Below are 24,181 nucleotides of genomic sequence, written 5' to 3'. Positions count from 1 at the left end.
GGGTTGGATTAAATGCTGAACTGATTTGTAATTTGTTTTTGTAATACAGGAGGCAAGTCCATCAGGTTCCTTTCGCTAACCACAATGATCTTATCCTCATCGGTTTTTCCGTTAAGAATAATATAAGTCTGCCCCATTTTTAAAGATATTTTTTCCTTACTTCCTTTGAACCTAAGTTCAACATCTTTCTTGGGAGATATTAACATGCTTCCTGAAAGATCGACGGTGCCTGTTGCGTAATTTATTTTTGCAAACGTATTTGGCCCAACGGAAATATTATAACCATTCGCATCAAGGTGTTTAACGTTTATTGCTGAAGTGTTATCAACGGATACAAATTGAGGCGAATCATTCTTTGTTTTTAATGCGAACTGATAAAAGCCAATACCAAGTAGTCCGAAAACAAGTGAGGCAGCAATAGCACCTTTCCAGAATGAAAATGAATGATTTTTAGTCATACGCTCTTTAGTTGCCGGAGGTGCTATTTCATTCCATATAGAGGCTTTGTGTTCAGCCTTGTTCTCGCCAATAGGAAGGTCAAGCTCCTCTGCAAAATCATCTGCAAACAGCCAATCTTCTACTGCTGTGCGCTCCTCTTTGGTGCACTCATCTCTATGGTATCTCTCTATGAGCTCTTGATTGATATTCATAATGGCTTTACAGTTACCTAAACTATAGGTCTTTTTGGTAAAAGTAATATAAACTTATATAAAATTACCGCTTTAAATGTAAGTAGCATAACCCTGTAATTCCCGTAAGTCTTGTTGAGAATTAATTGTTATAGGGAGCAAGCTTAATTTTAAGTACGCTCATTGCTTTGGTAATATGGTATTCAACTGCACGCTCAGTTATTAGAAGAGCAGAGGCAATTTCTTTATTGCTAAGTCCTTGCTCACGACTCATCTTATAAACTCTTTTGCATTGGCAGGGCAAGGTGTCAACCAGGATGTTCACCTTTTCTTTAAGGTTGTTAAATAAAACATCCTCTTCAGTACAGTTGCTTGACGAGCAGGAGTATTGCATTTTGATAGTTACATGCTTTTGTCTGCTCACTTTATTTCTGATGTATTCGAATGTTTTAAATTTAGCAGATCTAATTAGGTAGTTGCTTACTTTTTCGAGTTCAAGCTCATCGCGGCGTTCCCAGAGTGATTTAAAGATGTCCTGCACCATCTCCTTGGCGGGTTCTATTTCCCGGATATTATTGTAACAAACTGCATAGACTTTTTCCCAATACAAATTGTATATGGTTTCGAACGCTTGTTCGTCAATCCGAAGTGGATTTTTACCGTAATCTGTATTTGTTTTTTCTGACAATGCCCTAGCGTTTAATGAGTCGGGTCAAATATAACTTATTTAGACTTGTTATAAACAGTTGAATTGAAAATTATTTCAAGTAATAGAATAATTCATTAAAACAGAAGTATAATGCATTGTTTGAAGGCAGTTAAGACGCTAATTTAGATTTATGATTAAAAGTATAAATATACAGGATGCAAGGTTTCCGTTAGCTAAGGGGGCAGGCAGTGATGCCATTCATCGTGACCCCATATATTCTTATGCAGTAACCAATCTGGTTGATGACAGCGGTTTGGTAGGAACAGGTTTTGCATTTACTCTTGGTGAGGGGAATGATCTTGTTTGTAAAGCTGCGCAGTTTTACGCAGAGCAGCTTAAAGGAAAAGATATTGAAGAATTAATGTCTGATTTTGGAAGTGTATTTAATCGACTGTCCAATGAGCAACAGTTTAGGTGGCTTGGACCGCATAAAGGCATAGTGCATTTGGCTCTTGCTTCGGTTACTAATGCCTGCTATGATCTTTGGGCTAAAAAGAGAGGAGTGCCTCTTTGGAAATTGTTAAGTGACTTGTCGCCTCAAGAGATTGTTAATACGCTAGATTTATCTTACTTAGAAGATGAGCTTACTGGTAGTCAGGCTTTGCAATTACTAACGGATAATCAAGTAGGAAAAGAAGGGCGTAAGCAAATTATTACTCAAGGTTATCCTGGATATGATACTTCCATCGGCTGGTTCAATTACTCGGACGAGAAGGTTCGTGAAAACTGTAAAAAAGCCATTGCTGAAGGCTTTACTGCTATGAAGCTAAAGGTTGGAAGTACAGATCCGCAAAGAGATATTCGCAGATCGCACATTGTGCGTGAAGTAGCAGGAGACGATGTAAAAGTGATGCTGGATGCAAATCAGCAATGGACATTACCTCAGGCTTTAAAAATATGTAAAGAGTTGCAGGGTATGAATCCTTATTGGATAGAAGAGCCAACTCACCCAGACGATATACTTGCGCATAAAACATTAGCCGATGCTATAGCTCCAACCAAACTTGCATTGGGAGAGCATGTGCCAAACCGGATTATCTTTAAGAATTATTTGCAAACCGGATCTGCAGGTTTTATGCAGGTTGATGCAGTAAGGGTTGGTGGGGTAAGTGAGTTTATCACTATAAGTTTACTTTGTCGTAAATATGGAGTGCCTGTGGTGCCGCATGTGGGTGATATGGGGCAGCTTCATCAGCATTTGGTATTATTTAATCATATTTCAATGGGGCATGAGGCTTTATTTTTGGAACACATTCCTCATTTGCAAAAACACTTTGTACATCCGGTAATTATAGAAGGAGGTGTTTATAAAACACCTATGGAGCCTGGCAGTAGCTGCGATTTGAAACCTTTAAATTAAACATGAAACAACATAAGCAATGTTAAAATCATTAGACTTAAGTATTACTATTATATACATCTTGGGTATTTTAGCCGTAGGTTTATGGGCGGGGATTAGTCACCGACGTAAAAGTAAAGCAAATGCTGCCGGTGAATATTTTCTAGCTGGTAAGACTTTAAAATGGCCTGCAATTGGCTTGGCTCTTTTTGCCACAAATATTTCTACAGTTCATTTGGTTAGCTTAGCGCAAAGTGGTTTTGACAGCGGCCTGCTTAACGGTAATTTCGAATGGATGGCCGCCTTTACACTTATTCTGCTGTCGTTGTTTTTTGTTCCATTTTATATTAAGTCAGGAGTAGCTACACTACCAGATTTTCTGGAGAAACGCTATGATCGCTCTAGTCGTGATTGGCTGGCAGTGATTTCAGTGGTATCGGCAATAATTATCCATATCGCATTCTCAATGTTGGCTGGCGGAATTGTCCTGAAAACGCTGTTTGGGCTCAACATGTATGTGAGTGTGATTGTAATTTGTGTGATCACAGCTATTTATACCATAATTGGAGGGTTAAAAGCGGTAGTTGTAACAGAGTCTATTCAAACGGTGGTTTTACTTGCAGGAGCATTTATCATCAGCTACGCGGCCTTTAATAAAATGGGAGGATGGGAATCAATGACCGATGTGTTAAAAAGCAAAGGTGAAATGGATAAGCTTTCTATGTTACGTCCGCATGGCGATAGTAGTGGAATGCCTTGGTATACTGTGTTTTTGGGTTACCCTATTTTGGGTATCTGGTACTGGTGCGCAGATCAGACTATTGTGCAGCGTGTGCTTGGTGCTAAAGATGAAAACCATGCAAGGGTAGGCCCTTTGTTTTGTGGATTTATAAAGATTTTACCGGTTTTTATTTTTGTATTGCCAGGTTTGTTTGCCTATACCTTGGTGCAGTCGGGCCATCTAGATGTAAGTAGTTTAGGTCTTGATGATAAAGGAAATGTAAACTCAAAAGGGATTTATACATTGATGATTACTCAATTGCTCCCTTCGGGATTGATTGGTGTTTTAGTGGCGGCACTTTTATCTGGATTAATGAGCCAGGTTTCGGGAGCATTAAATTCTATTTCAACATTGGTGAGTTATGATATGTATCAACGTTATCGCCCTGAAGCATCGGATAAACAATTAATTCGAATAGGGAAAATATCTGCCGGTATTGCACTGGTGTTTTCATTAGGGCTATTGCCTTTGCTTAATAGATACGAAAGTATATTTAGTGGTATTAATGATATCATTGCTCATATTGCTCCACCCATAACTTGTGTGTTTTTATTGGGTGTGTTTTGGAAAGGAGCATCAGCTCAATCGGCCAAATTAACCCTATGGATTGGTTCTGTTTTAGGGGTTGTGGTATTTGCTATTAACAAATTATTTCCTGAGACGCTGATTGGTCACATACCATTTATGATGATGGCATTTTACCTTTTTTGCACCTGTGTGATTATTCAGGTAAGCTTTTCTTATATCTATCCGGTGCAACATACGGAAGAGAGCGCTCAGCTTTATTGGAAATCACCGTTAGAACCTTTGCAGGGTTCGGCATGGAAAGGGTTAGGGAATTATAAAGTGCTGTCGGGATTACTTTTATTGGTTACAGGTGTGTTGTACTATATATTCAGATAAAATGAAAAGATATATTCTCCTTGTGTTTTTTGTTGGTGTTTTTTTCGCCGGATGTAAAGAAAAAACCGCATCAGTTGATGTTAAAAGATTTGGTTCTGTAACGGGGCTAAAGCCAGACAAGCTAGATTATTATAAAAAATTACACGCGAATGCCTGGCCTTCTGTGCTGAAAAAAATAAAAGAATGTAACATCAGGAATTACTCAATCTATCTCCAAAAGATAGGGGACGCCTACTATCTGTTCAGTTATTTTGAATATGCAGGATCTGATTTTGATGCGGATATGAAGAAGATGGCAGATGATCCTGATACTCAGAAATGGTGGAAGGAAACCGATCCATGCCAACAACCTTTGCCTGAAACAGCTGCTAAAAAGCAGATCTGGACAAATATGGAAGAGGTTTTTCATACAGATTAAAGGGAGTGCCCTTTAAATAACGAATAAAAAGATTTATAGAAAAATATTGAATATGCAATTATTATCCGGTAAAGTTATTTTCCTCACGGGAGGTTCAGCGGGGATTGGTTTTGAATGTGCAAAGGCGTATGCTGAAGCCGGTGCAAATGTTGTTGTTGCGGCGTCTTCGGCTAAGCCAGTTGAAGAGGCGGTAGAGCAATTGGGATCTGCACATCTGGGAATTGTATGTGATGTATCTAAGGCTCTTGATGTTGAAGCTGCGATTGCGCAGACCATAGCCCATTATGGAAAGTTAGATGCGATACATAATAATGCAGGTGTGGCATCGCCGTCTAAACCTTTACATGAAACGAGTGATGAAGAGTGGGAATATTTAATGAATGTGAATTTGAAAAGTGTGATGTATACTACACGATTTGGATTTGAGGCATTAAAAAAATCAAAAGGATGTATTTTAAATACAAGCAGTCTTGTGGGGGAGATAGGTCAGGAGAACCATGCTGCCTACACAGGTACTAAAGGTGCAATGAACGCACTAACGAAATCGATGGCGCTTGATTATGCGCAATATAAAATAAGGGTAAATGCGGTATTGCCTGCTGGTGTTTGGACACCGATGCTGCGTCAATGGAGTAAGGAACAGCCCAATTCAGCATCAATAGAGCAATATTTAGATAAGATACATCCATTGGGCTATTGTCCTGAAGGGGATGTGATTGCCGATGCTTGTGTCTTTCTGCTATCGGAAAAGGCGAGGTTTATTACCGGAACAATTTTGCCGGTTAGTGGTGGTGCGGAGCTTGGTTATAGGGCGTTGATGTAGTCTGGAAATGATGGGGTAATGTTTTTTATGTTAAGGGTGCATTTTTATTATTGGAATAATATTTCTTCAACTGTTTGACAATTAAATATATTACACTATCTTTGCAGTCCCTAAAATTTAGGGGGAATAAATAATTGTTAAACAAATTAAATACAAGCAAGTGAATACGTTAAGTTACAAAACTGTCTCTGCCAATGCAAAAACTGTTAACAAACAGTGGGTTGTTGTTGACGCACAAGGCGAGATTTTGGGGCGCTTGTCATCGAAGATCGCAATGATCATCCGTGGTAAAAACAAGCCTGAGTATACCCCACACGTAGACTGCGGTGATAACGTTATCGTTATTAATGCAGACAAGGTTAAGTTGACAGGAAATAAATTTTCAGAGAAAATTTATACTTCTTACACTGGATACCCAGGTGGTCAACGCTTCATTTCTCCAAAAGAGTTAATGGCTAAACACCCAAAACGTGTTATCGAGAAAGCTGTTCGTGGTATGTTACCTAAAACAAAACTTGGTGCTAAATTATACACCAACTTATATGTTTACGCAGGTTCAGAGCATCCGCACGAGGCACAATCACCAAAAACCATTAAACTTTAATTAAAGAAGAAATGTCAGTTACAAACACTTCAGGAAGAAGAAAAACAGCTGTTGCACGTATCTATTTAAAAGAAGGCAACGGCACTATTACCGTAAATGGTAAAGACCATAAAGTATATTTCCCTACGTTACCATTACAATACATCGTTAACCAATCGTTCGAAGTTTCTGAACTAGTTGGTCAGTATGATGTTAATGTAAATGTAGCGGGTGGAGGTGTTAAAGGTCAAGCAGAAGCAGTTCGTTTAGCTATCGCTAAAGCTATTGTTGAATTAGATGCTGAGAAAAAACCAGCATTACGTGCTAAAGGGTTAATGACCCGTGATATGCGTATGGTTGAACGTAAGAAACCAGGACGTAAAAAAGCACGTAAGAAATTCCAATTCAGTAAACGTTAATCTTAAGGAGACAAAACAATGGCAAGAACTACATATCAAGACTTATTGGATGCAGGTGTACACTTTGGTCACCTTACCCGTAAATGGAACCCAAAAATGGCGCCTTACATTTTCATGGAGCGCAATGGTATCCACATTATAGATTTAAATAAAACTTTAACTAAAACTGAAGAAGCTGCTTCAGCAATCAAACAGATCGTTAAATCTGGTCGTAAGATTCTTTTCGTAGCAACTAAGAAACAAGCTAAAGAAATCGTTGCTGAGCAAGCAAAAAAAGTAAACATGCCTTTCGTAACTGAACGTTGGTTAGGTGGTATGTTAACTAACTTTGCTACTGTACGTAAGTCAATCAAGAAGATGGTTACCATCGATAAAATGACTAAAGACGGTACTTATTCAATCCTTTCTAAAAAGGAGCGTTTAATGATTCAGCGTGAGCGTATCAAATTAGAAAGCTTATTAGGTGGTATCGCGGATCTAAACCGTTTACCAGCTGCTATCTTTTTAATTGACGTTAAAAAAGAGCACATCGCTGTTAGCGAAGCGTTGAAATTAAACATTCCAACTTTTGCAATGGTTGATACTAACTCTGATCCTTCAAACATCGATTTCCCAATCCCTGCGAATGATGATGCAACTAAATCTATCTCTTTAATTACTGATGTTATCATCAAAGCAATTGAAGAAGGTTTAGATGAGCGCAAACGTGAAAAAGACGAGGAAACTGAAAAAGAAGCTGTAGCTGCTAAAGCTGCTGCTGATGCTCCTGAAGCTGCTGCTCCTGGTGCAAGAAGAAAAAAAGTAGGTAGCGAAGCTGAAACCGAAGAAGGTACAAGCGAAGAAGCTTAATTAATAGTATAATTTGGGTTGTATGCTGTGCGTTGGAGGTTTTACTTACAACTATCACGTACAACCCATAATTTTTGATAATAACTTAAAAAGGAAATAAAATGTCTACAGTACAAATTTCTGCAGCAGATGTAAACAAATTGCGCCAACAAACCGGTGCTGGTATGATGGACTGCAAAAAAGCATTAATCGAAGCTAACGGTGATTTCGAAGCAGCGGTTGATTACTTACGTAAAAAAGGTGCTAAAGTAGCAGCTTCACGTCAGGATCGTGATTCTAACGAAGGAGTTGTTATTGCTAAAGCTACAGCTGATGGCAAACGTGGTGTTGTTGTTGAATTAAACTGCGAAACTGACTTTGTTGCTAAAAATGCTGATTTCGTTGCTTTGGCTAATAAATTTACTGATTTAGCTATCGATAAAAACCCAGCTTCATTAGAAGAGCTTTTATCTTTAGAAGTTGATGGTCAGAAAGTTTCTGATATCATTATCGAAAACACTGGTAAAATCGGTGAGAAAATCGGTATCTCTAAATTCGAAACTGTTTCAGGTGATAAAGTTGTTCCTTACATCCACGGTAACTACCGTTTAGGTGTTTTGGTTGCTTTAAACCAAGATGTTGCTGGTGTTGACGAAGCTGGTAAAGATGTTGCAATGCAAATTGCTGCAATGAATCCAGTTGCTTTAGATAAAGCTGATGTTGATGCTACTACTATTGAGCGTGAAACTGAAATCGCTAAAGAACAAATCCGTGCTGAAGGTAAACCTGAAGAAATGGTAGAGAAAATTGCTGCTGGTAAATTGAATAAATTCTACAAAGACAGTACTTTATTAAACCAGGAATTTGTTAAAGATTCATCTAAAGATGTTCGTAAATTCTTAAATGATACTGCTAACGGTTTAACTGTTACTGCATTTAAACGTGTACAATTAGGAGCTTAATTGCTTTTACACTGATATAAGAAAGGTTCCTTGTTTTCAAGGGACCTTTTTTGTGCGTGAAATATTCTGATAAACGCTTTTTATAATCTAAGTTTGGACATAATTCTATTTGTATGTTAGCTATTAAAAATTGTAAGTTCTTCGCAGATGGTCTGCAAATCATAGATCATAATATTTTAATTGATAGTGGTGAAATCGTAAAAATCAGCACTGAAGAGATTCCAAACGGATATGAAATTGTAGATGCTGAAGGAAGTTACCTAAGCCCTGGCTTTATTGACCTGCAGATTTATGGTAGTGGAAAGAATCTTTTTTCTGCCTATCCAACAGCAGAAACATTAAAGCAAATGGATTTGGATTTGCTAAGTAAGGGAACTACAAGCTTTTTAGCTTGTGTAGCAACAAATACTCCTGAAGTAGTAAATCAGTCTGTAGCTGCGGCAAAAGCTTATCGTAGCGAAGCCAAAGGCTTTCTAGGGCTTCATTTGGAAGGCCCTCATATTAATGCAAAACGCAGAGGGGCACACATAGAAAAATTCATTTGCAAGGCATCTCTTGATGAGATGAAAAGGCTACTTGAGTATGCAGATGGTACCGTGAAAATGATGACCATAGCTGCCGAACTTCAGGATGATGAGGTAATAAATTACCTGCTCGATAATGATATCGTATTATCTCTGGGGCATAGTGATGCAAATTTTGAACAGGCTACAGGAGCTTATAATATGGGCTTTAAAACTACAACGCATTTATTTAATGCCATGCCTTCGATTCATCACAGATCGCCAAATTTGCCTGCAGCGGTGTTTAGTCACCCTAAGGCAATGGCAAGTATCATTGCAGACGGATGCCATGTTGATTTTGAAATTGTAAAAATGAGTTATAGACTGCTTAAGGAAAGAATGTTTTTGATAACTGATGCAGTGACATCATGTGATATCGGCCCTTATCAGCATCAACTTTTAGGTGACAAATTCATCACTCCTGATGGAACCTTATCAGGATCTAATATTACAATGTTGCAAGCTGTACAAAACTGTGTGAAGCATTGCGACATCCCATTGGCAGATGCTTTGAACCTGGCATCACAGAACCCTGCAAAACTTATGGATCTGAGTGCTAAAATTGGTAATTTAAAGGTTGGTAATAGAGCCGATTTGGTATTGCTTTCTGAGAATTTAGACCTGATAAAAGTTTTTGCAGAGGGAGTTGAACATTTGAGCCTTATTAATTAAAACAAATAGTTATTTTTGGAGTCATGAAGTATAAACGGATCCTATTGAAATTAAGTGGCGAGTCGCTAATGGGCGATAAGCAGTATGGTATTGATAATGAGGTTGTAAAGCAATATGCTGAAGACATTAAGGCGGTACATGCCAAAGGCCTTGAAATAGCAATTGTTATTGGTGGAGGAAACATTTTTAGAGGTTTAAGCGCCGAAAAATCTGGGATGGACCGTGCTCAAGCTGATTATATGGGTATGTTAGCTACCGTAATTAACAGTATGGCATTGCAAGATGCGCTTGAAAAAGTTGGTCTTAAAACAAGATTACTTACAGCAATAAAAATGGAACAAATCTGTGAGCCATTTATCCGTAGAAGAGCTGTACGTCACCTTGAAAAAGGACGTGTTGTAATTTTTGGAGCTGGTACCGGTAACCCATATTTTACTACTGATTCGGCAGCTGCTTTACGCGCTATCGAGATAAAAGCTGATGTTGTTTTAAAAGGAACCCGCGTTGATGGTATTTATACCGCAGATCCGGAGAAAGATCCTTCAGCAACAAAATATTCAGAAATTACTTTTAAAGAGGTTTACGCAAATGGGTTAAACGTAATGGATATGACTGCCTTTACACTTTGCGAAGAGAATAAACTTCCAATTATTGTTTTTGATATGAACAAAACAGGTAATTTTATGAAAATCGCTAATGGCGATGGCATAGGTACACTTGTTAGAAACTAATTGCAATAAATTTTATATAAGTTTGGTTAAATTTTACACATCATGAATGACCTCATAAAGAAACAATTACAAGATACTCAGGCTACCATGGACAAGGCCATTTTGCACTGCGAGTCGGAACTGACGAAAATTCGTGCAGGAAAAGCTTCAGCTGGTATGCTAGATGGTATTATGGTTGATTATTACGGAAATCCAACTCCTTTGAGCCAGGTTGCAAGTATCAATACTCCTGATGCGCGTACATTGCTTATTCAGCCTTGGGAAAAAGCTTTGCTAGTTCCTATTGAACGTGCAATTATGGAAGCTAACATTGGTATTAATCCTCAAAACGATGGTATTATCATTCGTTTGGTAGTTCCGCCTTTAACTGAAGAGCGTAGAAAAGATTTAGTGAAAAAGGTTAAGGAAGAAGCAGAAAGAGGTCGTATTACTGTTCGTAACATCCGTAAAGATGCTAACGAGAGGATTAAAAAATTGAAAGGTGAGAGTGTTTCTGATGATGAAATCAAAACCGGTGAAGGCGAAGTTCAAAAAATTACCGATGCTTACATTGTAAAAATCGATAAACACGCTGAAGCAAAAGAGAAAGATATCATGACTGTTTAAGTCAAGATTATAATTTATACGTAAATTAAAGGGAATGAGGTTAATGCTTCATTCCCTTTGTTTATTTTTAACAAATTTTATTTATGAAAATCTTATTCAGCTATTTAAAAAACTATAAAAGCCTTATACTTCTGGCTCTTTTTCTGGCTGCAGTTAATCAGATATTTTCTTTTCTAGATCCGTACGTTTTTCGCTTAATCATTGATAAATACGTTACTAACTATAAAAATTATAGTACCGATGAGTTTATAAAAGGAGCAGGCGTACTTATTTTATTAGCTATGGGGGCTGCAATGGTGTCTCGTATTGCCAAGAATTTTCAGGATTATTATGTAAATGTAATTACTCAAAGATTAGGTGCTAAAATATATTCTGATGGTCTTGCTCATTCTTTGGAGCTACCTTATCAGGTTTTCGAGGATCAGCGTAGCGGTGAAACATTAGGTATTCTACAAAAAGTTAGATTAGATACTGAGAAACTTGTTCAGGCGGCAATAAATGTCCTGTTTACAAGTATTATAGGAATCATTTTTGTAACTGTTTACGCTATTTCTGTGTATTGGGTTATTGCGGTGGTATATTTTTCTTCTATTCCCTTACTTGGATTCTTAAGTTCAGTTCTAAGCAAACGCATTAAGAAAGTTCAAAAGAATATTGTAGCCGAAACAACCGCTCTTGCAGGTTCAACTACAGAATCCTTGCGCAATATAGAGTTAGTGAAAAGTCTAGGGCTTGCTAAACAAGAGATAAACAGGCTAAACACTACAACCACCAAGATTTTGGGCTTAGAGCTTAAAAAGGTGAAATACATTCGCAGTTTAAGCTTTATTCAGGGAACGTTTGTGAATTTGTTGCGTAATGGACTGCTCTTTTTAATGATGTACCTGATATTTGCCGGAAGAATTACCGTAGGTGAATTCTTCTCGTTGTTTATTTACTCTTTCTTTATTTTTGGCCCATTACAGGAATTGGGAAATATCATTAATATTTACAGAGAAACAGAGGTGTCTTTGAATAATTTTGAGAGGATCATGTCTATTCCAAAGGATAAGAAACCTGATAATCCAACCTCAATTGCTAAAATCAAGAAATTGGAGTTTGATGAAGTTAGCTTTAAACATCAATCGGCCTCTACAAATGCCTTAAATGGTATCAATTTTGAAACCAATATTGGAGAGACGATTGCCTTCGTTGGCCCATCTGGTTCTGGTAAAACTACCCTTGTTAAACTTTTGGTTGGGTTATATCAGCCCAAGGCTGGAGCGATTAAGTATAATGGAGTTGTTGCCACAAATATTGATCTAGATGTATTACGAGAAAAAATAGGTTTTGTAACGCAGGATACGCAATTGTTTTCCGGAACAATAAGAGAGAACTTACAGTTTGTAAGACCCGAAGCTACCGATGATGAATGTATGAGGGTGTTGCATCAGGCTGCTTGTCAGAATTTATTGGCAAGAGCTGATAAAGGTTTGGATACTATGATTGGCGAAGGTGGGGTGAAGGTTTCTGGCGGCGAAAAACAGCGTTTATCTATTGCTAGAGCCTTACTGCGCAAACCTGATATTCTGGTTTTTGATGAAGCTACATCCTCTTTGGATTCTTTAACCGAAGAAGAGATTACAGCAACAATTAAAGAGGTATCTGATATAGATAATCACATGACGATATTAATTGCCCACCGCTTATCTACAATTAAGCATGCAGATAGGATTTATGTATTAGAGAAGGGTAATGTAATAGAACAAGGGACTCATGACGAGCTTGTGCTTCAAAGCGGTTTATATTATGCGATGTGGAGACAACAGGTTGGTGAAAGATCATCTATTGCCATTTAAATGTCATCTAAAACGGCCAAAAGGACTTATTCCGTATAATTGCGTCGAATAGCGCGGTAAAACGCATGCAATGTAATCGTGGATTTATATTTTGCTTACATTTAATTAAAATATCAATGGAGCGCAATTGATGTTTTAATTAAATTGGATCTGCAACGTGGCTAGAATCTTATTGCTATAGTTTTGAGCCCGAATAAAATCCAAATTTCAACCGATAATATAGTCGTCTTTAACACCACCTTTAAACGCACCTTGTTCGTACCTCGTTCGACGGGTGTCGAATAAAGGCCGAACAAGACCCGACTAAAAGCCGAGGTAGTTTTAGAAGCCAAAAAAAATTATTGAGCTTTAGTATTAGAAGACGAATGCATAAAAAATAGCCTTATCTACTTAAAGATGCAGGATCATTATGCTCATTGATTTCTTGTAAGGTTAGTTTTGTTAAGTTTTTTGTTTTGAGATAGGTGATACCTGCAACAAGAATGGTCATACTGCCCCCAAATACTACAGCAGGTACTGTTCTCATCAGTTTTGCAGTTAAACCCGACTCAAAGGCTCCTATTTCATTAGAAGAGCCAATGAACATGCTATTTACAGCTGATACACGTCCGCGCATATCGTCTGGTGTTAGCAATTGCATGATGGTGGATCTGATGATTACACTAACACTATCGAAGGCGCCTTCCATAAATAGAAGCGCAAGTGTCAAATAGAAATTTTTAGATAGGCCATAGCAGATGATGCTGGTTCCAAATCCAGTTACAGCAATTAGAAGGTTTCTCCAGGGTTTGTTCATAGGAGAATAAACGGTCATGGTAAGCATGGTGAGTACAGCGCCTGTTGAGGCTGCTGCTCGCATAAGTCCTAATCCCTCTGGGCCTACTTTAAGGATGTCATTAGCAAATACCGGTAGTAGGGCTACTGCCCCTCCAAAAAATACAGAAAACAGATCGAGGCTCATTGCACCAAGCATCATTTTATTTTTAAATACAAATTGTACGCCTTCCGTTAGGCTTTTTACTATACTCTCTTTCGGGATATATGTTGGTGGATGAGGCTTTAAAAAGAAAATGCAAACTAATGAGATCGATATGAAGGCAATGATTACGTAGTAAGTTACCGTTATGCCATAGAAACCATAAATTAAACCACCAGCCATTGGTCCAAGTATAGAAGCAAGCTGCCAGCTTGTGCTATTCCAGGTGCTGGATTTTGGATACAATCTTTTAGGAATTATCTGCGCCATTAAAGAGAATGTTGCAGGGCTGAAAAAGCCTCTGGCTATTCCTATCCCGAAAACCATAAGGTACATTATGGGTACAATATAACTTGCGGGAATATAAGCATGCATTTGTTTTGTAGTAACTATAAGCATTACTAGGGAACAAAGAAATACCCCAAAAAATACTTTGAGTAAAAGACCTCTTTTTTCTGATTTATCGGCAATATATCCCCCGTATAAGGCTATGCCGATTGCGGGGATGGCCTCACAAAGCCCGACAAGCCCTAAGGCAAGAGGGTCATTTGTTAAATGATAGACATGAAAGCCGATGATAACAGCTTGCATTTGGTAAGCGAATGTAAAAAATAAACGCATGCCCAGGTAAGATCTGAATTCTCTATAAAGCAGAACAGCGTAAAAAGGATCCGGTTTTTCTATGATTTCGGTATTGTCCAAAAGGGAAAGTGTTTTGAACAAATGTAGTTGATAGACAAATAAATTTTAAGATTATTTTTATTGCAATTACATAATCTTGTCATAAAATGTAAGATATGCTTCTCTCATGTCTTCAGCCTGATTTATTGCTGCTGAGGCAGCTATACCAAAAACACCCGTTTCCATAAGGGCTTCTATATCCTCAGCGGTAACACCTCCTACTGCTAAAACTGGTAGAGTTATGCCGCTTTGATTTAGTGTTGCAATGACTTTTTTATAACCATCTATACCAATATGGGGAGCATTGTTGGGTTTTGTTGTGGTTTCTCTGAAGGGACCAAATCCGGCGTAATCTGCACCCTCTTTAGCAAGCTTGATTAGGCCTTCAACTGTGTTCGAAGAACCGCCAATAGTTACTGCTTCTCCTAATTGCGCTCTAAGCTTTGTGAAATCAGCATCCATATCCTCAATATGGAAACCCTGTATGTCGGCTTTACCATTAAGGTGAATGTGATCTGTAACGATTAAGGTCGCCCCCCAATCGTCACAGATTTCAGCAATCACATTGATATCTTCTAAAAGCTCATCATCATTTTTAGTTAAACAGCGATATTGAATCCATTTTGCTCCTGCCTCACAAGCTATTTGTGCTTGTTCGGTATGTGTTAACTGATCAATGTCGTGCGTAATAAAATGTAGTTTTTCGATGAACTTCTTCATGGTATTAAAATTTCAAATTTAGCGAAAGTAAGAAATTAGTTCCGGCCTGAGGGAAGTAAAAGTTCTCTGTTGTAGTTCCCCAAGGGTAAATTGAACTGTAGGTATACCCATTACTTTCGTATTTTTTGTTTAGAATGTTGTTGGCCAGTAGACCTATGTTTATGTTTTTAATTCCTTTAATGTTAAAATCATAACCTAACCTTGCATTATTTACCCAATATGCGTTGAGTTTACGACTTTCGTTTTGAGTGTTGTCCATGTATTGTTTGCTCACATATTTGCTTTGCAAAGCAATAGCAAAGCCAGCTACTGGCTTATAAACTAATTCTCCGAATAACACCGCATTTGGTGAAAAAGAGATGTCTGGATTAGCATAATTTGTAGCCTGTACATTAATTAAGTTATAATCTGCATCATATTCAGATACATAATCTATATAATTCTTAATCTTGTTTCTGCTGAGTGCTGCATTGGCATTAACTGCAAAGTGAGAACTGATAATGTAAGAAGCATCGAGCTCTAATCCAATTCTGTAACTTTTGTCTACATTTTGACGGTAAGCATCAGAGTATTCATTGATTTCTCCTGTAAAGATCAATTGATCTTTATAGAACATTCCATATACGTTTACGCCAGCATTAAAGTCACTGTTTTTAAAACGATAACCTGCCTCTACATTGTTTAAACGTTCTGGTTTGGGAACTGCCAGTCCTTCTTTTAAGTTTGTGAAATCATCGCGATTCGGCTCTTTATTGGCAACACTAAATGATGCGTAAAAATTGCTTAAATCATTTAAGAAATAAGTTGCTCCGACTTTAGGATTAAAGAAATTGTAGTTATTCTTGAAGTCTAAATTTCTACGATTCTTGTCTGTTCCAGAGATATCATATTGTACATTTCTATATTGCAAATCTGCAAATAGGCTTAATTGAGATACTGGACTATAGTTTACCTTAAAGTAGCTATTGAAATCATCTTTGTTTCCTTTGCCATCGTAATAATGGTAATCATTAGTTGCCGTAGATGCATATTCTGCCCATATAATTTGTCCAAAATGTTTACCTCTGTATTGATTATATGCTCCTCCAAGGGTGAAATTTAAACTAGACTGAGGTTGGTAAGTAAAAGCATAAGTAACACCGTAAAAATCATTATCTAACCAACGGCGACGAATCAGATTTGTTTTTTCAATGGTTGTTCCGCCAACTATTACATTCGGCAATCCGTACTTCTTAAATTTTTGATCGTTTTTGTATTCTTCAAAATACCCTTCGCCTTGCGTTAAATGTAGTGCCCCATTGAATGAGAATTTCTCGTTAAACTGCTTTGCGTATAAAGCCTGATAATGATTTTGTTTGTAATTATCATTTTGATCCTTGTAAAGGAACTGATTGTATTTTCTGTTATCCGAGTTAAAGAGATTTAAAGAATCTGCTTTCGTATTGTATAGATAACCGAGGTTGTTATTGTAATGTTCTTTTAGGGCTTCAATATCTCCTTTCAGTTTAGCTTCTGGAACACCATTCCAGGCTTGGTAGGTTTCTTCTGCTCCTGAGAATACATTTACACGTAGTATATCACTTTTTCCATGGTAAGCACCCGATAAGAAGTATGATTTAAGATTGGATGCTGCACGATCGATAAACCCGTCAGAACTAATTCTTGATAAACGGCCATCAAAGCTCCATTTACCATCTATAAGACCGGTACCTACCTTAACCGTGTTTTTAAGCGTGTTGAAGCTGCCGTAAGTATTATTTATTTCTGCATAAGGATTTTCTGAACTTGATGTAGTTTGAATGTTCAAACTTCCGCCGAATGCACCAGCACCATTTGTTGATGTGCCCACACCGCGTTGGATTTGGATGTTGTCGACAGAAGAAGCAAAATCAGGCATATTTACCCAAAACGTACCTTGGCTTTCGCTGTCATTATAAGGGATTCCATTTACAGTAATGTTTATCCTACTTGCATCGCTACCTCTTATCCTAATGCCTGTATACCCTACACCAGCGCCTGCATCGGAAGTAACAACCACGCCAGGTGTGTTATTTAGTATAAAGGGAAGATCCTGTCCGAAGTTGTTTTGTTCGATGTCTGCTTTGCTGATATTTTTATAAGTGGTTGCAGATTTTTCGTTTGCGCGGGTTGCACTTACAATAACCTCATCAGCAAGGAAAGCAGATTGTACTAAAACAAAATCGAATATTTGATTTGAATTAATGGTTATGTTTTTTTCTATTGTTTGATACCCAAGGTAACTGATCTGTAGGGTGTAGTTTCCCGACTTTAAATTGGTTAATTCGTATTTTCCTTGTTTATCAGCAGTTGTTCCGGCAGATTTGTTTTTTAACTTAATAGTTGCGCCAGGTAATATAGCATTTGATTTTTCGGATATACTACCCGAAATAGTGAATTGCGCTTTTACCAAGACTGGTAATAGCAACACAGCAAGTGCTGTGATCATTAATTTTTTCAATTTCTTGTTTCTTTTAGTTAAACCACTGCAAGTAAGGGGTACTTACAGCCCAGTTAAACTCCATAACTCCAATCCCTCCGCCGGCATTATCCGGATCAGGTGCATATATCTGTTTAAAGATATAATGGGTATGCTCTCAGCCTGTTTTCGTGTTTTTTACAAAACAAGGCACCCCTTTTTGATAACACAAAGGTATTGATTTTTTTTATAACAGTAAATTTGCATTCAAGAACAAGAGGATAATGAGATGGCTAGGCGTTTTTAAGAAATGTCTCCACAGCTGCAATTGCATTATTTAGCCTATCATCTGACTGTCCGCTAACGATAACATATGTTGCTTTTAGTGTGTTAAGTTCTTTGTGCCAAACTTGCATAAAATGCTCACGCTTATGGGGGAAATCCCGAAGAGGATCTTCTTGCCAAGGCAGATCAATATCCATCAGCAAGTATAAGTCGTAATTGTATTTTGGAAGTGCATCCAGAACAATCTGAGGAGTTTCTCCAAAAACTTCGTCACTCCATATTTTTACAGTGATGAAGGTTGTATCACAGAAAATCAGATCTTTTTCTGCGATTGCGAGGATCGAATCTTCAAGTGCCAACTGTCCGTGAAACATATTCACCTCATCTTGTAAATTACAAGGCTCAGTTAATCCTGCACAATAATAACGGGCATATTCGGGTACCCACAAGGTATTGTAGTGTTTTGCAAGTTGCTGGGTAATGGTTGATTTTCCGGTACTCTCCGGACCAACAATAGCTATCTTTTTAATGGGTCTGTTCACGATAAGTTCTCCTCCAATCTAAATAGCCTATTGAGGCAATATAGACATATAACGCATACATAACTGCTGTAGCGTACAAATCTTTCGAGATGTACATGCCCACATATATAATGTCAACAAAAATCCAGATTAGCCAGTTTTGTAATACCTTTCTTGCAAGAAATATTTGGGCTATTAAACTACAGGCAGTACAAAAGCTATCTAAAAATGGAAAAGAGGCATCTGTGTTTTTCTTAAGCACAAAACCTAGTATTCCAGTAAAAACAATTATGCCTAAAATAGACAGCATAATTTCTTTTTGGGTTATAATGGCAATTGGTCTAGATGCTTCGGGGTTATTTCTGTTTTTACTCCAAAAGTACCAACCATAAACATTCATGGCGAAAAAATAGACCTGTAAACCCATATCTGCATATAGCTTCGATTCGAAGAAGATGAAAATATAGATAACAACGCTAACTATTGCAATGGGCCAGTTGTAGATATTGTTTTTGGCTGCAAGCCATACACACAGTATTCCTGTGAAAACGCCAAACCATTCCAGTAATCCGGTTTGTAGAAATAACTGCGTAAAACTGTCTTTTAAAACATCAAACATTTGCCAAAAGTAATTATCCTAAGCGTATTCACAATATTATAGCTCTTATACTTATAATCATCTGATTGTAATTAAAACTGTATTTGAAAAAATAATATGATTACTACGTAATGATACCCTTAGATTGAACGTTTGATAACAGAAATGGTAAAGGATTAATTGACTACCCATGAAAAGGATAAGTGTGAATTTTTTGTTAATTACAGCATTCTCGCTGTTATTATTTGCATTCGTTACAATTAAAGATGGCGGTATTAAAGGGAAAGTTTCCTCTGCAGACAGCGTAGTACAGGTGATAGCCATATCAGGAAGTGATACATTAAAAGCTAATATTAATGGAGAGAATTTTACCATTAGTAATGTAAAACCGGGAACCTATGTAGTGTGGGTAAAAGGTAAACTTCCTAGTAGGGATGCATCTTTAGGAAACGTTGCTGTGTTGGATAGTACCACAACTGATGTTGGACAAATAAGACTTAAGCAATAAATCTGTGGAATAAACCTTAAATGGGAGGCTATTTGGCCTCTTTTTCTGTTTATGAGGGTTTTTGAAAAAATACCTGATTTATAATGATCAAAAGCGTAACTTTGCATCCCGACAGAAGAGTCGGGGATCTTTAATGATACTAAAGAAATCTCTAAGACAATTCCAGTCTACAATAATTGCATTTTTTACCCTTATAACTTTAGACTTTTTAAAGCCTTATGCCTAAAGACACCTCCATACGCTCGGTACTCATCATCGGATCAGGTCCTATTATCATCGGTCAAGCTTGTGAGTTTGACTACTCAGGATCTCAAGCCGCCTTATCTTTAAAAGAAGAGGGAATCGAAGTTTCGATCATCAACTCGAATCCTGCAACCATTATGACCGATAAAGTAATCGGTGATCATGTTTACCTATGGCCATTGACAGTAGATTCTATCGAGCAGATCTTACAAGAACGTAAAATTGATGCAGTATTGCCTACCATGGGTGGTCAAACAGCATTGAATCTTTGTATTGAAGCATCTGAACGCGGAATATGGGAGAAATATGGAGTAAGGGTGATCGGTGTAGATGTTGCTGCAATCGAAAAAACCGAAAACCGTGAAGCCTTCCGCCAGTTAATGGTTGATATAGGTGTGGGAGTTGCAACTTCAAAAATTGCCAATTCTTTCCTCGAAGGTAAAGAAGCTGCCCAGGAAATTGGTTATCCATTAGTAATTCGACCTTCATATACATTAGGTGGTTTTGGTGGTGGTTTCGTACACAGGAAGGAAGAATTTGACCAGGCTTTAAAACGAGGACTTGAAGCTTCTCCTACACATGAGGTGTTGGTAGAGCAAGCTGTTTTAGGTTGGAAAGAATATGAATTGGAATTGTTAAGGGACAGTAATGATAATGTGATCATTATCTGTTCTATCGAAAATTTTGATCCGATGGGCATCCATACAGGCGACTCGATCACTGTGGCGCCTGCAATGACATTATCTGATCGCTGCTACCAGGATATGCGTAACCAGGCGATCAAAATGATGCGTGCAATAGGAAACTTCGCAGGAGGTTGTAATGTGCAGTTCTCGGTTAATCCTGATAACGATGAAATTATTGCAATTGAGATTAACCCAAGGGTATCTCGCTCGTCAGCATTGGCAAGTAAGGCTACTGGTTATCCAATTGCTAAAATTGCAGCTAAACTGGCTATAGGCTATAATCTGGATGAATTGGAAAACCAGATTACAAAAACTACATCAGCATATTTTGAGCCAACACTTGACTATGTGATTGTGAAAGTTCCTCGCTGGAACTTCGATAAATTTAAAGGCGCTAACACGGAATTGGGCTTACAGATGAAATCCGTAGGTGAGGTAATGGCCATCGGACGTACTTTTATTGAAGCAATACAAAAAGCTTGTCAGAGTTTGGAAATTGGCAGAGCTGGTTTGGGTGCTGATGGTAAACATAGCCGTAGTATCGAAGAGATCATGCATGGTCTTGAGCATCCAAGCTGGAATCGTTTATTCCTGATCAAAGATGCCATGAGCATGGGTGTACCATTGGAGTCGATCCGGAAAGTTACCCGTATCGATAAATGGTTCTTATCGCAAATTCATGAATTAGTTCAGCTGGAAACAGAATTGAAACGTTATTCGCTAAATAATATCCCTAAAGATTTCTTCTTTACCTTAAAACAGAAAGGCTTCTCTGATATTCAGATCGCTTATCTGCTTGGAAATGTAACGGAAGATGAGGTTTATGAGCGCAGAAAATCTTTAGGTATTAGACGAGTTTATAAAATGGTAGATACTTGTGCCGCTGAGTTTGCTGCACAAACACCTTATTACTACTCAACTTTTGAAGAAGAGAATGAGTCGATCCCATCTGATAAAAAGAAAGTAATCGTTTTAGGTTCTGGACCTAATCGTATCGGACAAGGTATCGAGTTTGATTACTCTTGTGTACATGGATTACTGGCTGCAAAAGAAACTGGTTTCGAGGCTATCATGATTAACTGTAATCCTGAAACGGTTTCTACAGACTTTAACATGGCAGATAAGTTATACTTTGAGCCTGTTTTCTGGGAGCATGTACGTGAAATTATAGAACTTGAAAATCCAATTGGAGTAATTGTTCAGCTTGGTGGTCAAACTGCCTTAAAAATGGCTGAAAAGCTTCAAGAGAATGGAATTAAGATAATTGGTACTTCATATAATGATATGGATGTTGCCGAGGATAGAGGTCGCTTCTCTGATCTTTTAAAAGAACTAGAGATTCCATATCCAAAATATGGTGTTGCAGAGAATGCTGAAGAAGCAATTGTTGTAGCAAATGAAGTAGGCTATCCGGTATTGGTAAGACCAAGTTATGTACTGGGCGGGCAAGGGATGAGCATTGTTATTAACGATGAGGATCTTGAAAAAGCTGTAGTAAAATTATTAGGTGACTTACCTGGAAACAGGGTGCTTATTGATCACTTCCTTGATAGAGCTGAAGAAACAGAATCAGACTCAATCAGTGATGGTGAAGATGTTCATATCATTGGATTGATGGAGCATATTGAGCCAGCCGGTATTCACTCCGGAGACTCTAGTGCGGTGTTGCCGCCTTTCAGCTTATCTGAAAAGGTAATGAACGACATGGAGGTTTACTCTAAAAAGATTGCCAGAGCACTAAATGTGATCGGTTTGCTGAATATTCAGTTTGCGGTTAAAGATGAGAAAGTATATGTAATTGAGGCTAATCCAAGGGCGTCAAGGACTGTTCCTTTCATTGCTAAGGCTTATGATGTTCCTTATATTAACATTGCTGCCAAAGTAATGCTGGGTGTAAATAAACTGAAAGATTTTACAATCGAGCGTAAGCTGGAGGGTTATGCAATTAAAGAACCAGTATTCTCCTTCTACAAATTCCCTGAAGTGACTAAAGAGTTAGGTCCGGAAATGAAGTCGACAGGTGAGGCCATCAGGTTTATCAAAGATACTGAAGACCCTTACTTCAGGAAATTAATTAAAGACAAATCAATGTATTTATCTAAATAATATAAAGTCCCGAAAGGGACTTTTTTTATTTTAACTAATTTTTATTCCTTGCCCCAGATCCTTGTGTTAAGATCCAATTCGGCAATAATTGCATACATAAAACGAATTATGCTAAGATCTTCATCTAATGATTTGGTGGTGAGCAGGCTTTTAAATACAGGAGGTTCAAAGTAATCCTTTTCTAGTGGGAAGGCAATGTAAACGTAAGAGCCAATAAAAGATACAGAGATTGTTGCGCCACTTTTGTCGTTTAGTTCGCATAGTCGTTCCATCATTGCCGGAGTCAGAATGTATCTGGCTTCCACTTGGTCGGTTGAATAGGTCACAAAAGCCTTGTTAAATTCAGGGCTTTCAAGCTTTACAAGCTGTTTGCTAGACGAAGAGAAGATTGGTATTTTGTCGGATATCCAGGCGCCCAGAGCGCTACCCATGTCTTTGGGCTTAACTACTGTCAGACCATTAAAGTTCTTGTTAAAATCGGCCCAAAATACGATTCCTTTTAAAATGGTATGCCAATGCTCTTGTCTGCCGTTTTTTGTTTGAGTCTCAGTTTTGTATTCTGCATGAACTTCCGAGAAAGCGAACTGCGTTTTACCTGCATTGCCATAAATTTGATCCTCACTGGTGTATCTGTCTGGACGTTGGGTAAATAACTGAGAATTAATAAAGTCGTTCTCAGGCAATCCATATTTATATTCAATCTTGAAGCTTTGATCTATAGATTTTAATGCTGCTGAGACTACTCTTTGTTTAAATTGATCTCTGTAATCACTAAATTTTTGGCTGGCTTTACTGAAAAATACAATGGAAACGATTATGAGTATACCACCACAAATGGCTCCGGCAATTATCAGGCTACCCAACATAACACCTACAGCTATAAGTGCTATTCCCGAAGCAAGAAATAAATATGCTTTTGTCTTTAAGTTTGAGAGCTCTTTTCTTTGTACTTCAAGCTCATTGAGTACAGTTTGTAGAGAGGGTTGAGCTGCAGTTTCTTCTGCCATTAGTTATTAAAAAAGTCTTTAGCACTTATGTTTTTACGCTCCTCCTCAGTGTTGGCTAATACAGCAATAGGTTGGTAGTTCATCATCCCCGCAAAAATATTTCCTGGAAACATCATGATGGCATTGTTGTAGTCTGTAACCGAAGCGTTATAAGTTCTTCTGGCAGCCGCAATTTGTTCTTCGCTTTCAGTCCATGTACTTTGTAGGTTCAAAAAGTTCTGATTTGCTTTTAGGTCCGGATAGTTCTCTACGTTTACCATTAGGCCTTTCACACTTGAACTTAATTGCTTGTCAAGGTCTAACCTTTCTTCGTTACTTAAGTTTGGATTACCGGCTTTGGCACGTAATTCTACAACCTTGGTTAACAGGTCTCCTTCATACTGCATATATTGTTTAACAGTTTCAATTAAGTTTGGAAGTAAATCGAAACGTTTTTTAAGCATAACATCAATGGCAGAGAAAGCATTGGTTACCTGATTTTTTTTGCCAATCAGCGAATTATATATGCTGACGCCAAATATCAAAATAACGGAGAGGATAATAAATATTATAATCATTATTATAAGGTTAAGAGATTTTAAGATTTAAAGGTATTAAAATTTAACTTTC

General features: G+C 37.8%; 23 protein-coding genes. 14 read left to right on the top strand and 9 right to left on the bottom strand.

Going from position 1 to position 24,181, the window contains the following annotated elements:
• Nucleotides 1-8 precede the first annotated feature (8 nt).
• Nucleotides 9-650 carry a hypothetical protein gene (locus J1905_RS10215; protein WP_214227171.1) on the bottom strand — a complete coding sequence of 214 codons (642 nt, stop codon included), beginning with the start codon at nucleotides 648-650 and terminating at the stop codon, nucleotides 9-11.
• 121 nt (nucleotides 651-771) lie between these two features.
• Nucleotides 772-1,317, bottom strand: coding sequence for a sigma-70 family RNA polymerase sigma factor (locus J1905_RS10210; RefSeq protein ID WP_173089761.1), 546 nt, complete (start codon nucleotides 1,315-1,317; stop codon nucleotides 772-774).
• A gap of 151 nt (nucleotides 1,318-1,468) precedes the next feature.
• On the opposite strand from J1905_RS10210, the gene J1905_RS10205 reads away from it, so the two are divergent.
• From J1905_RS10205 to J1905_RS10150, 12 genes are all read left to right on the top strand, one after another.
• On the top strand, nucleotides 1,469-2,698 hold the full coding sequence (locus tag J1905_RS10205; protein ID WP_214227170.1) for an enolase C-terminal domain-like protein: 1,230 nt from the start codon (nucleotides 1,469-1,471) through the stop codon (nucleotides 2,696-2,698).
• Between the two features lie 19 nt (nucleotides 2,699-2,717).
• A complete protein-coding gene (locus J1905_RS10200; RefSeq protein WP_214227169.1) occupies nucleotides 2,718-4,361 on the top strand; it encodes a sodium:solute symporter in 1,644 nt (547 codons plus the stop codon).
• Nucleotide 4,362: 1 nt separating this feature from the next.
• Complete coding sequence (locus J1905_RS10195; RefSeq protein ID WP_214227168.1) at nucleotides 4,363-4,779, top strand: L-rhamnose mutarotase; 417 nt, start codon at nucleotides 4,363-4,365, stop codon at nucleotides 4,777-4,779.
• A gap of 52 nt (nucleotides 4,780-4,831) precedes the next feature.
• Entirely contained in the window at nucleotides 4,832-5,602 is a 771-nt protein-coding gene (locus J1905_RS10190) for an SDR family NAD(P)-dependent oxidoreductase (protein WP_214227167.1), read from the top strand.
• A 160-nt stretch (nucleotides 5,603-5,762) separates the two neighbouring features.
• Entirely contained in the window at nucleotides 5,763-6,206 is a 444-nt protein-coding gene (gene rplM / locus J1905_RS10185) for a 50S ribosomal protein L13 (protein ID WP_048907936.1), read from the top strand.
• Between the two features lie 11 nt (nucleotides 6,207-6,217).
• Nucleotides 6,218-6,604 (top strand): 30S ribosomal protein S9, encoded by a 387-nt coding sequence (rpsI, locus tag J1905_RS10180; RefSeq protein WP_048907935.1) that lies wholly within the window; start codon nucleotides 6,218-6,220, stop codon nucleotides 6,602-6,604.
• An 18-nt stretch (nucleotides 6,605-6,622) separates the two neighbouring features.
• A complete protein-coding gene (gene rpsB / locus J1905_RS10175; protein ID WP_173089767.1) occupies nucleotides 6,623-7,453 on the top strand; it encodes a 30S ribosomal protein S2 in 831 nt (276 codons plus the stop codon).
• Nucleotides 7,454-7,554: 101 nt separating this feature from the next.
• Entirely contained in the window at nucleotides 7,555-8,394 is an 840-nt protein-coding gene (gene tsf, locus J1905_RS10170) for a translation elongation factor Ts (protein ID WP_173089768.1), read from the top strand.
• A 113-nt stretch (nucleotides 8,395-8,507) separates the two neighbouring features.
• Nucleotides 8,508-9,629, top strand: coding sequence for an N-acetylglucosamine-6-phosphate deacetylase (gene nagA, locus J1905_RS10165; protein ID WP_214227166.1), 1,122 nt, complete (start codon nucleotides 8,508-8,510; stop codon nucleotides 9,627-9,629).
• A 23-nt stretch (nucleotides 9,630-9,652) separates the two neighbouring features.
• Nucleotides 9,653-10,360 carry a UMP kinase gene (gene pyrH / locus J1905_RS10160; RefSeq protein ID WP_214227165.1) on the top strand — a complete coding sequence of 236 codons (708 nt, stop codon included), beginning with the start codon at nucleotides 9,653-9,655 and terminating at the stop codon, nucleotides 10,358-10,360.
• A 42-nt stretch (nucleotides 10,361-10,402) separates the two neighbouring features.
• Complete coding sequence (gene frr, locus J1905_RS10155; protein ID WP_214227164.1) at nucleotides 10,403-10,966, top strand: ribosome recycling factor; 564 nt, start codon at nucleotides 10,403-10,405, stop codon at nucleotides 10,964-10,966.
• Nucleotides 10,967-11,049: 83 nt separating this feature from the next.
• Nucleotides 11,050-12,804, top strand: coding sequence for an ABC transporter ATP-binding protein (locus J1905_RS10150; RefSeq protein WP_214227163.1), 1,755 nt, complete (start codon nucleotides 11,050-11,052; stop codon nucleotides 12,802-12,804).
• Between the two features lie 382 nt (nucleotides 12,805-13,186).
• Here J1905_RS10150 and J1905_RS10145 read toward each other — a convergent pair whose 3' ends face one another.
• From J1905_RS10145 to pnuC, 5 genes are all read right to left on the bottom strand, one after another.
• Nucleotides 13,187-14,482 (bottom strand): MFS transporter, encoded by a 1,296-nt coding sequence (locus J1905_RS10145; protein WP_250318071.1) that lies wholly within the window; start codon nucleotides 14,480-14,482, stop codon nucleotides 13,187-13,189.
• A gap of 66 nt (nucleotides 14,483-14,548) precedes the next feature.
• Nucleotides 14,549-15,181: a thiamine phosphate synthase gene (locus tag J1905_RS10140; RefSeq protein ID WP_214227161.1), complete on the bottom strand. Its 633-nt coding sequence runs from the start codon at nucleotides 15,179-15,181 to the stop codon at nucleotides 14,549-14,551.
• Between the two features lie 4 nt (nucleotides 15,182-15,185).
• Entirely contained in the window at nucleotides 15,186-17,648 is a 2,463-nt protein-coding gene (locus J1905_RS10135; RefSeq protein ID WP_214227160.1) for a TonB-dependent receptor, read from the bottom strand.
• Nucleotides 17,649-17,911: 263 nt separating this feature from the next.
• Entirely contained in the window at nucleotides 17,912-18,445 is a 534-nt protein-coding gene (locus J1905_RS10130) for an AAA family ATPase (protein WP_214227159.1), read from the bottom strand.
• Entirely contained in the window at nucleotides 18,429-19,043 is a 615-nt protein-coding gene (gene pnuC / locus J1905_RS10125; protein ID WP_214227158.1) for a nicotinamide riboside transporter PnuC, read from the bottom strand. The genes J1905_RS10130 and pnuC overlap by 17 nt, the downstream gene beginning before the upstream one ends.
• A 169-nt stretch (nucleotides 19,044-19,212) precedes the next feature.
• Here pnuC and J1905_RS10120 point away from each other — a divergent pair, with 169 nt between their 5' ends.
• Together J1905_RS10120 and carB are read left to right on the top strand one after the other, a co-directional pair.
• Complete coding sequence (locus J1905_RS10120) at nucleotides 19,213-19,530, top strand: carboxypeptidase regulatory-like domain-containing protein (RefSeq protein WP_214227157.1); 318 nt, start codon at nucleotides 19,213-19,215, stop codon at nucleotides 19,528-19,530.
• A 218-nt stretch (nucleotides 19,531-19,748) separates the two neighbouring features.
• Nucleotides 19,749-22,565, top strand: a complete 2,817-nt coding sequence (gene carB, locus J1905_RS10115; RefSeq protein WP_214227156.1) for a carbamoyl-phosphate synthase large subunit — start codon at nucleotides 19,749-19,751, stop codon at nucleotides 22,563-22,565.
• A gap of 41 nt (nucleotides 22,566-22,606) precedes the next feature.
• Here carB and J1905_RS10110 read toward each other — a convergent pair whose 3' ends face one another.
• Nucleotides 22,607-23,572, bottom strand: a complete 966-nt coding sequence (locus J1905_RS10110) for a DUF3137 domain-containing protein (protein ID WP_214227155.1) — start codon at nucleotides 23,570-23,572, stop codon at nucleotides 22,607-22,609.
• Nucleotides 23,572-24,129 (bottom strand): LemA family protein, encoded by a 558-nt coding sequence (locus J1905_RS10105; protein WP_214227154.1) that lies wholly within the window; start codon nucleotides 24,127-24,129, stop codon nucleotides 23,572-23,574. Before J1905_RS10105 ends, J1905_RS10110 begins: the two co-directional genes overlap by 1 nt.
• Between the last annotated feature and the right edge of the window lie 52 nt (nucleotides 24,130-24,181).

It is taken from the genome of Pedobacter sp. B4-66 (genome assembly GCF_018492665.1).
Classification (GTDB): domain Bacteria; phylum Bacteroidota; class Bacteroidia; order Sphingobacteriales; family Sphingobacteriaceae; genus Pedobacter.
The sequence above is the reverse complement of the archived record's forward strand: the minus strand, read 5'-3'. Positions and strand labels throughout refer to the sequence as shown.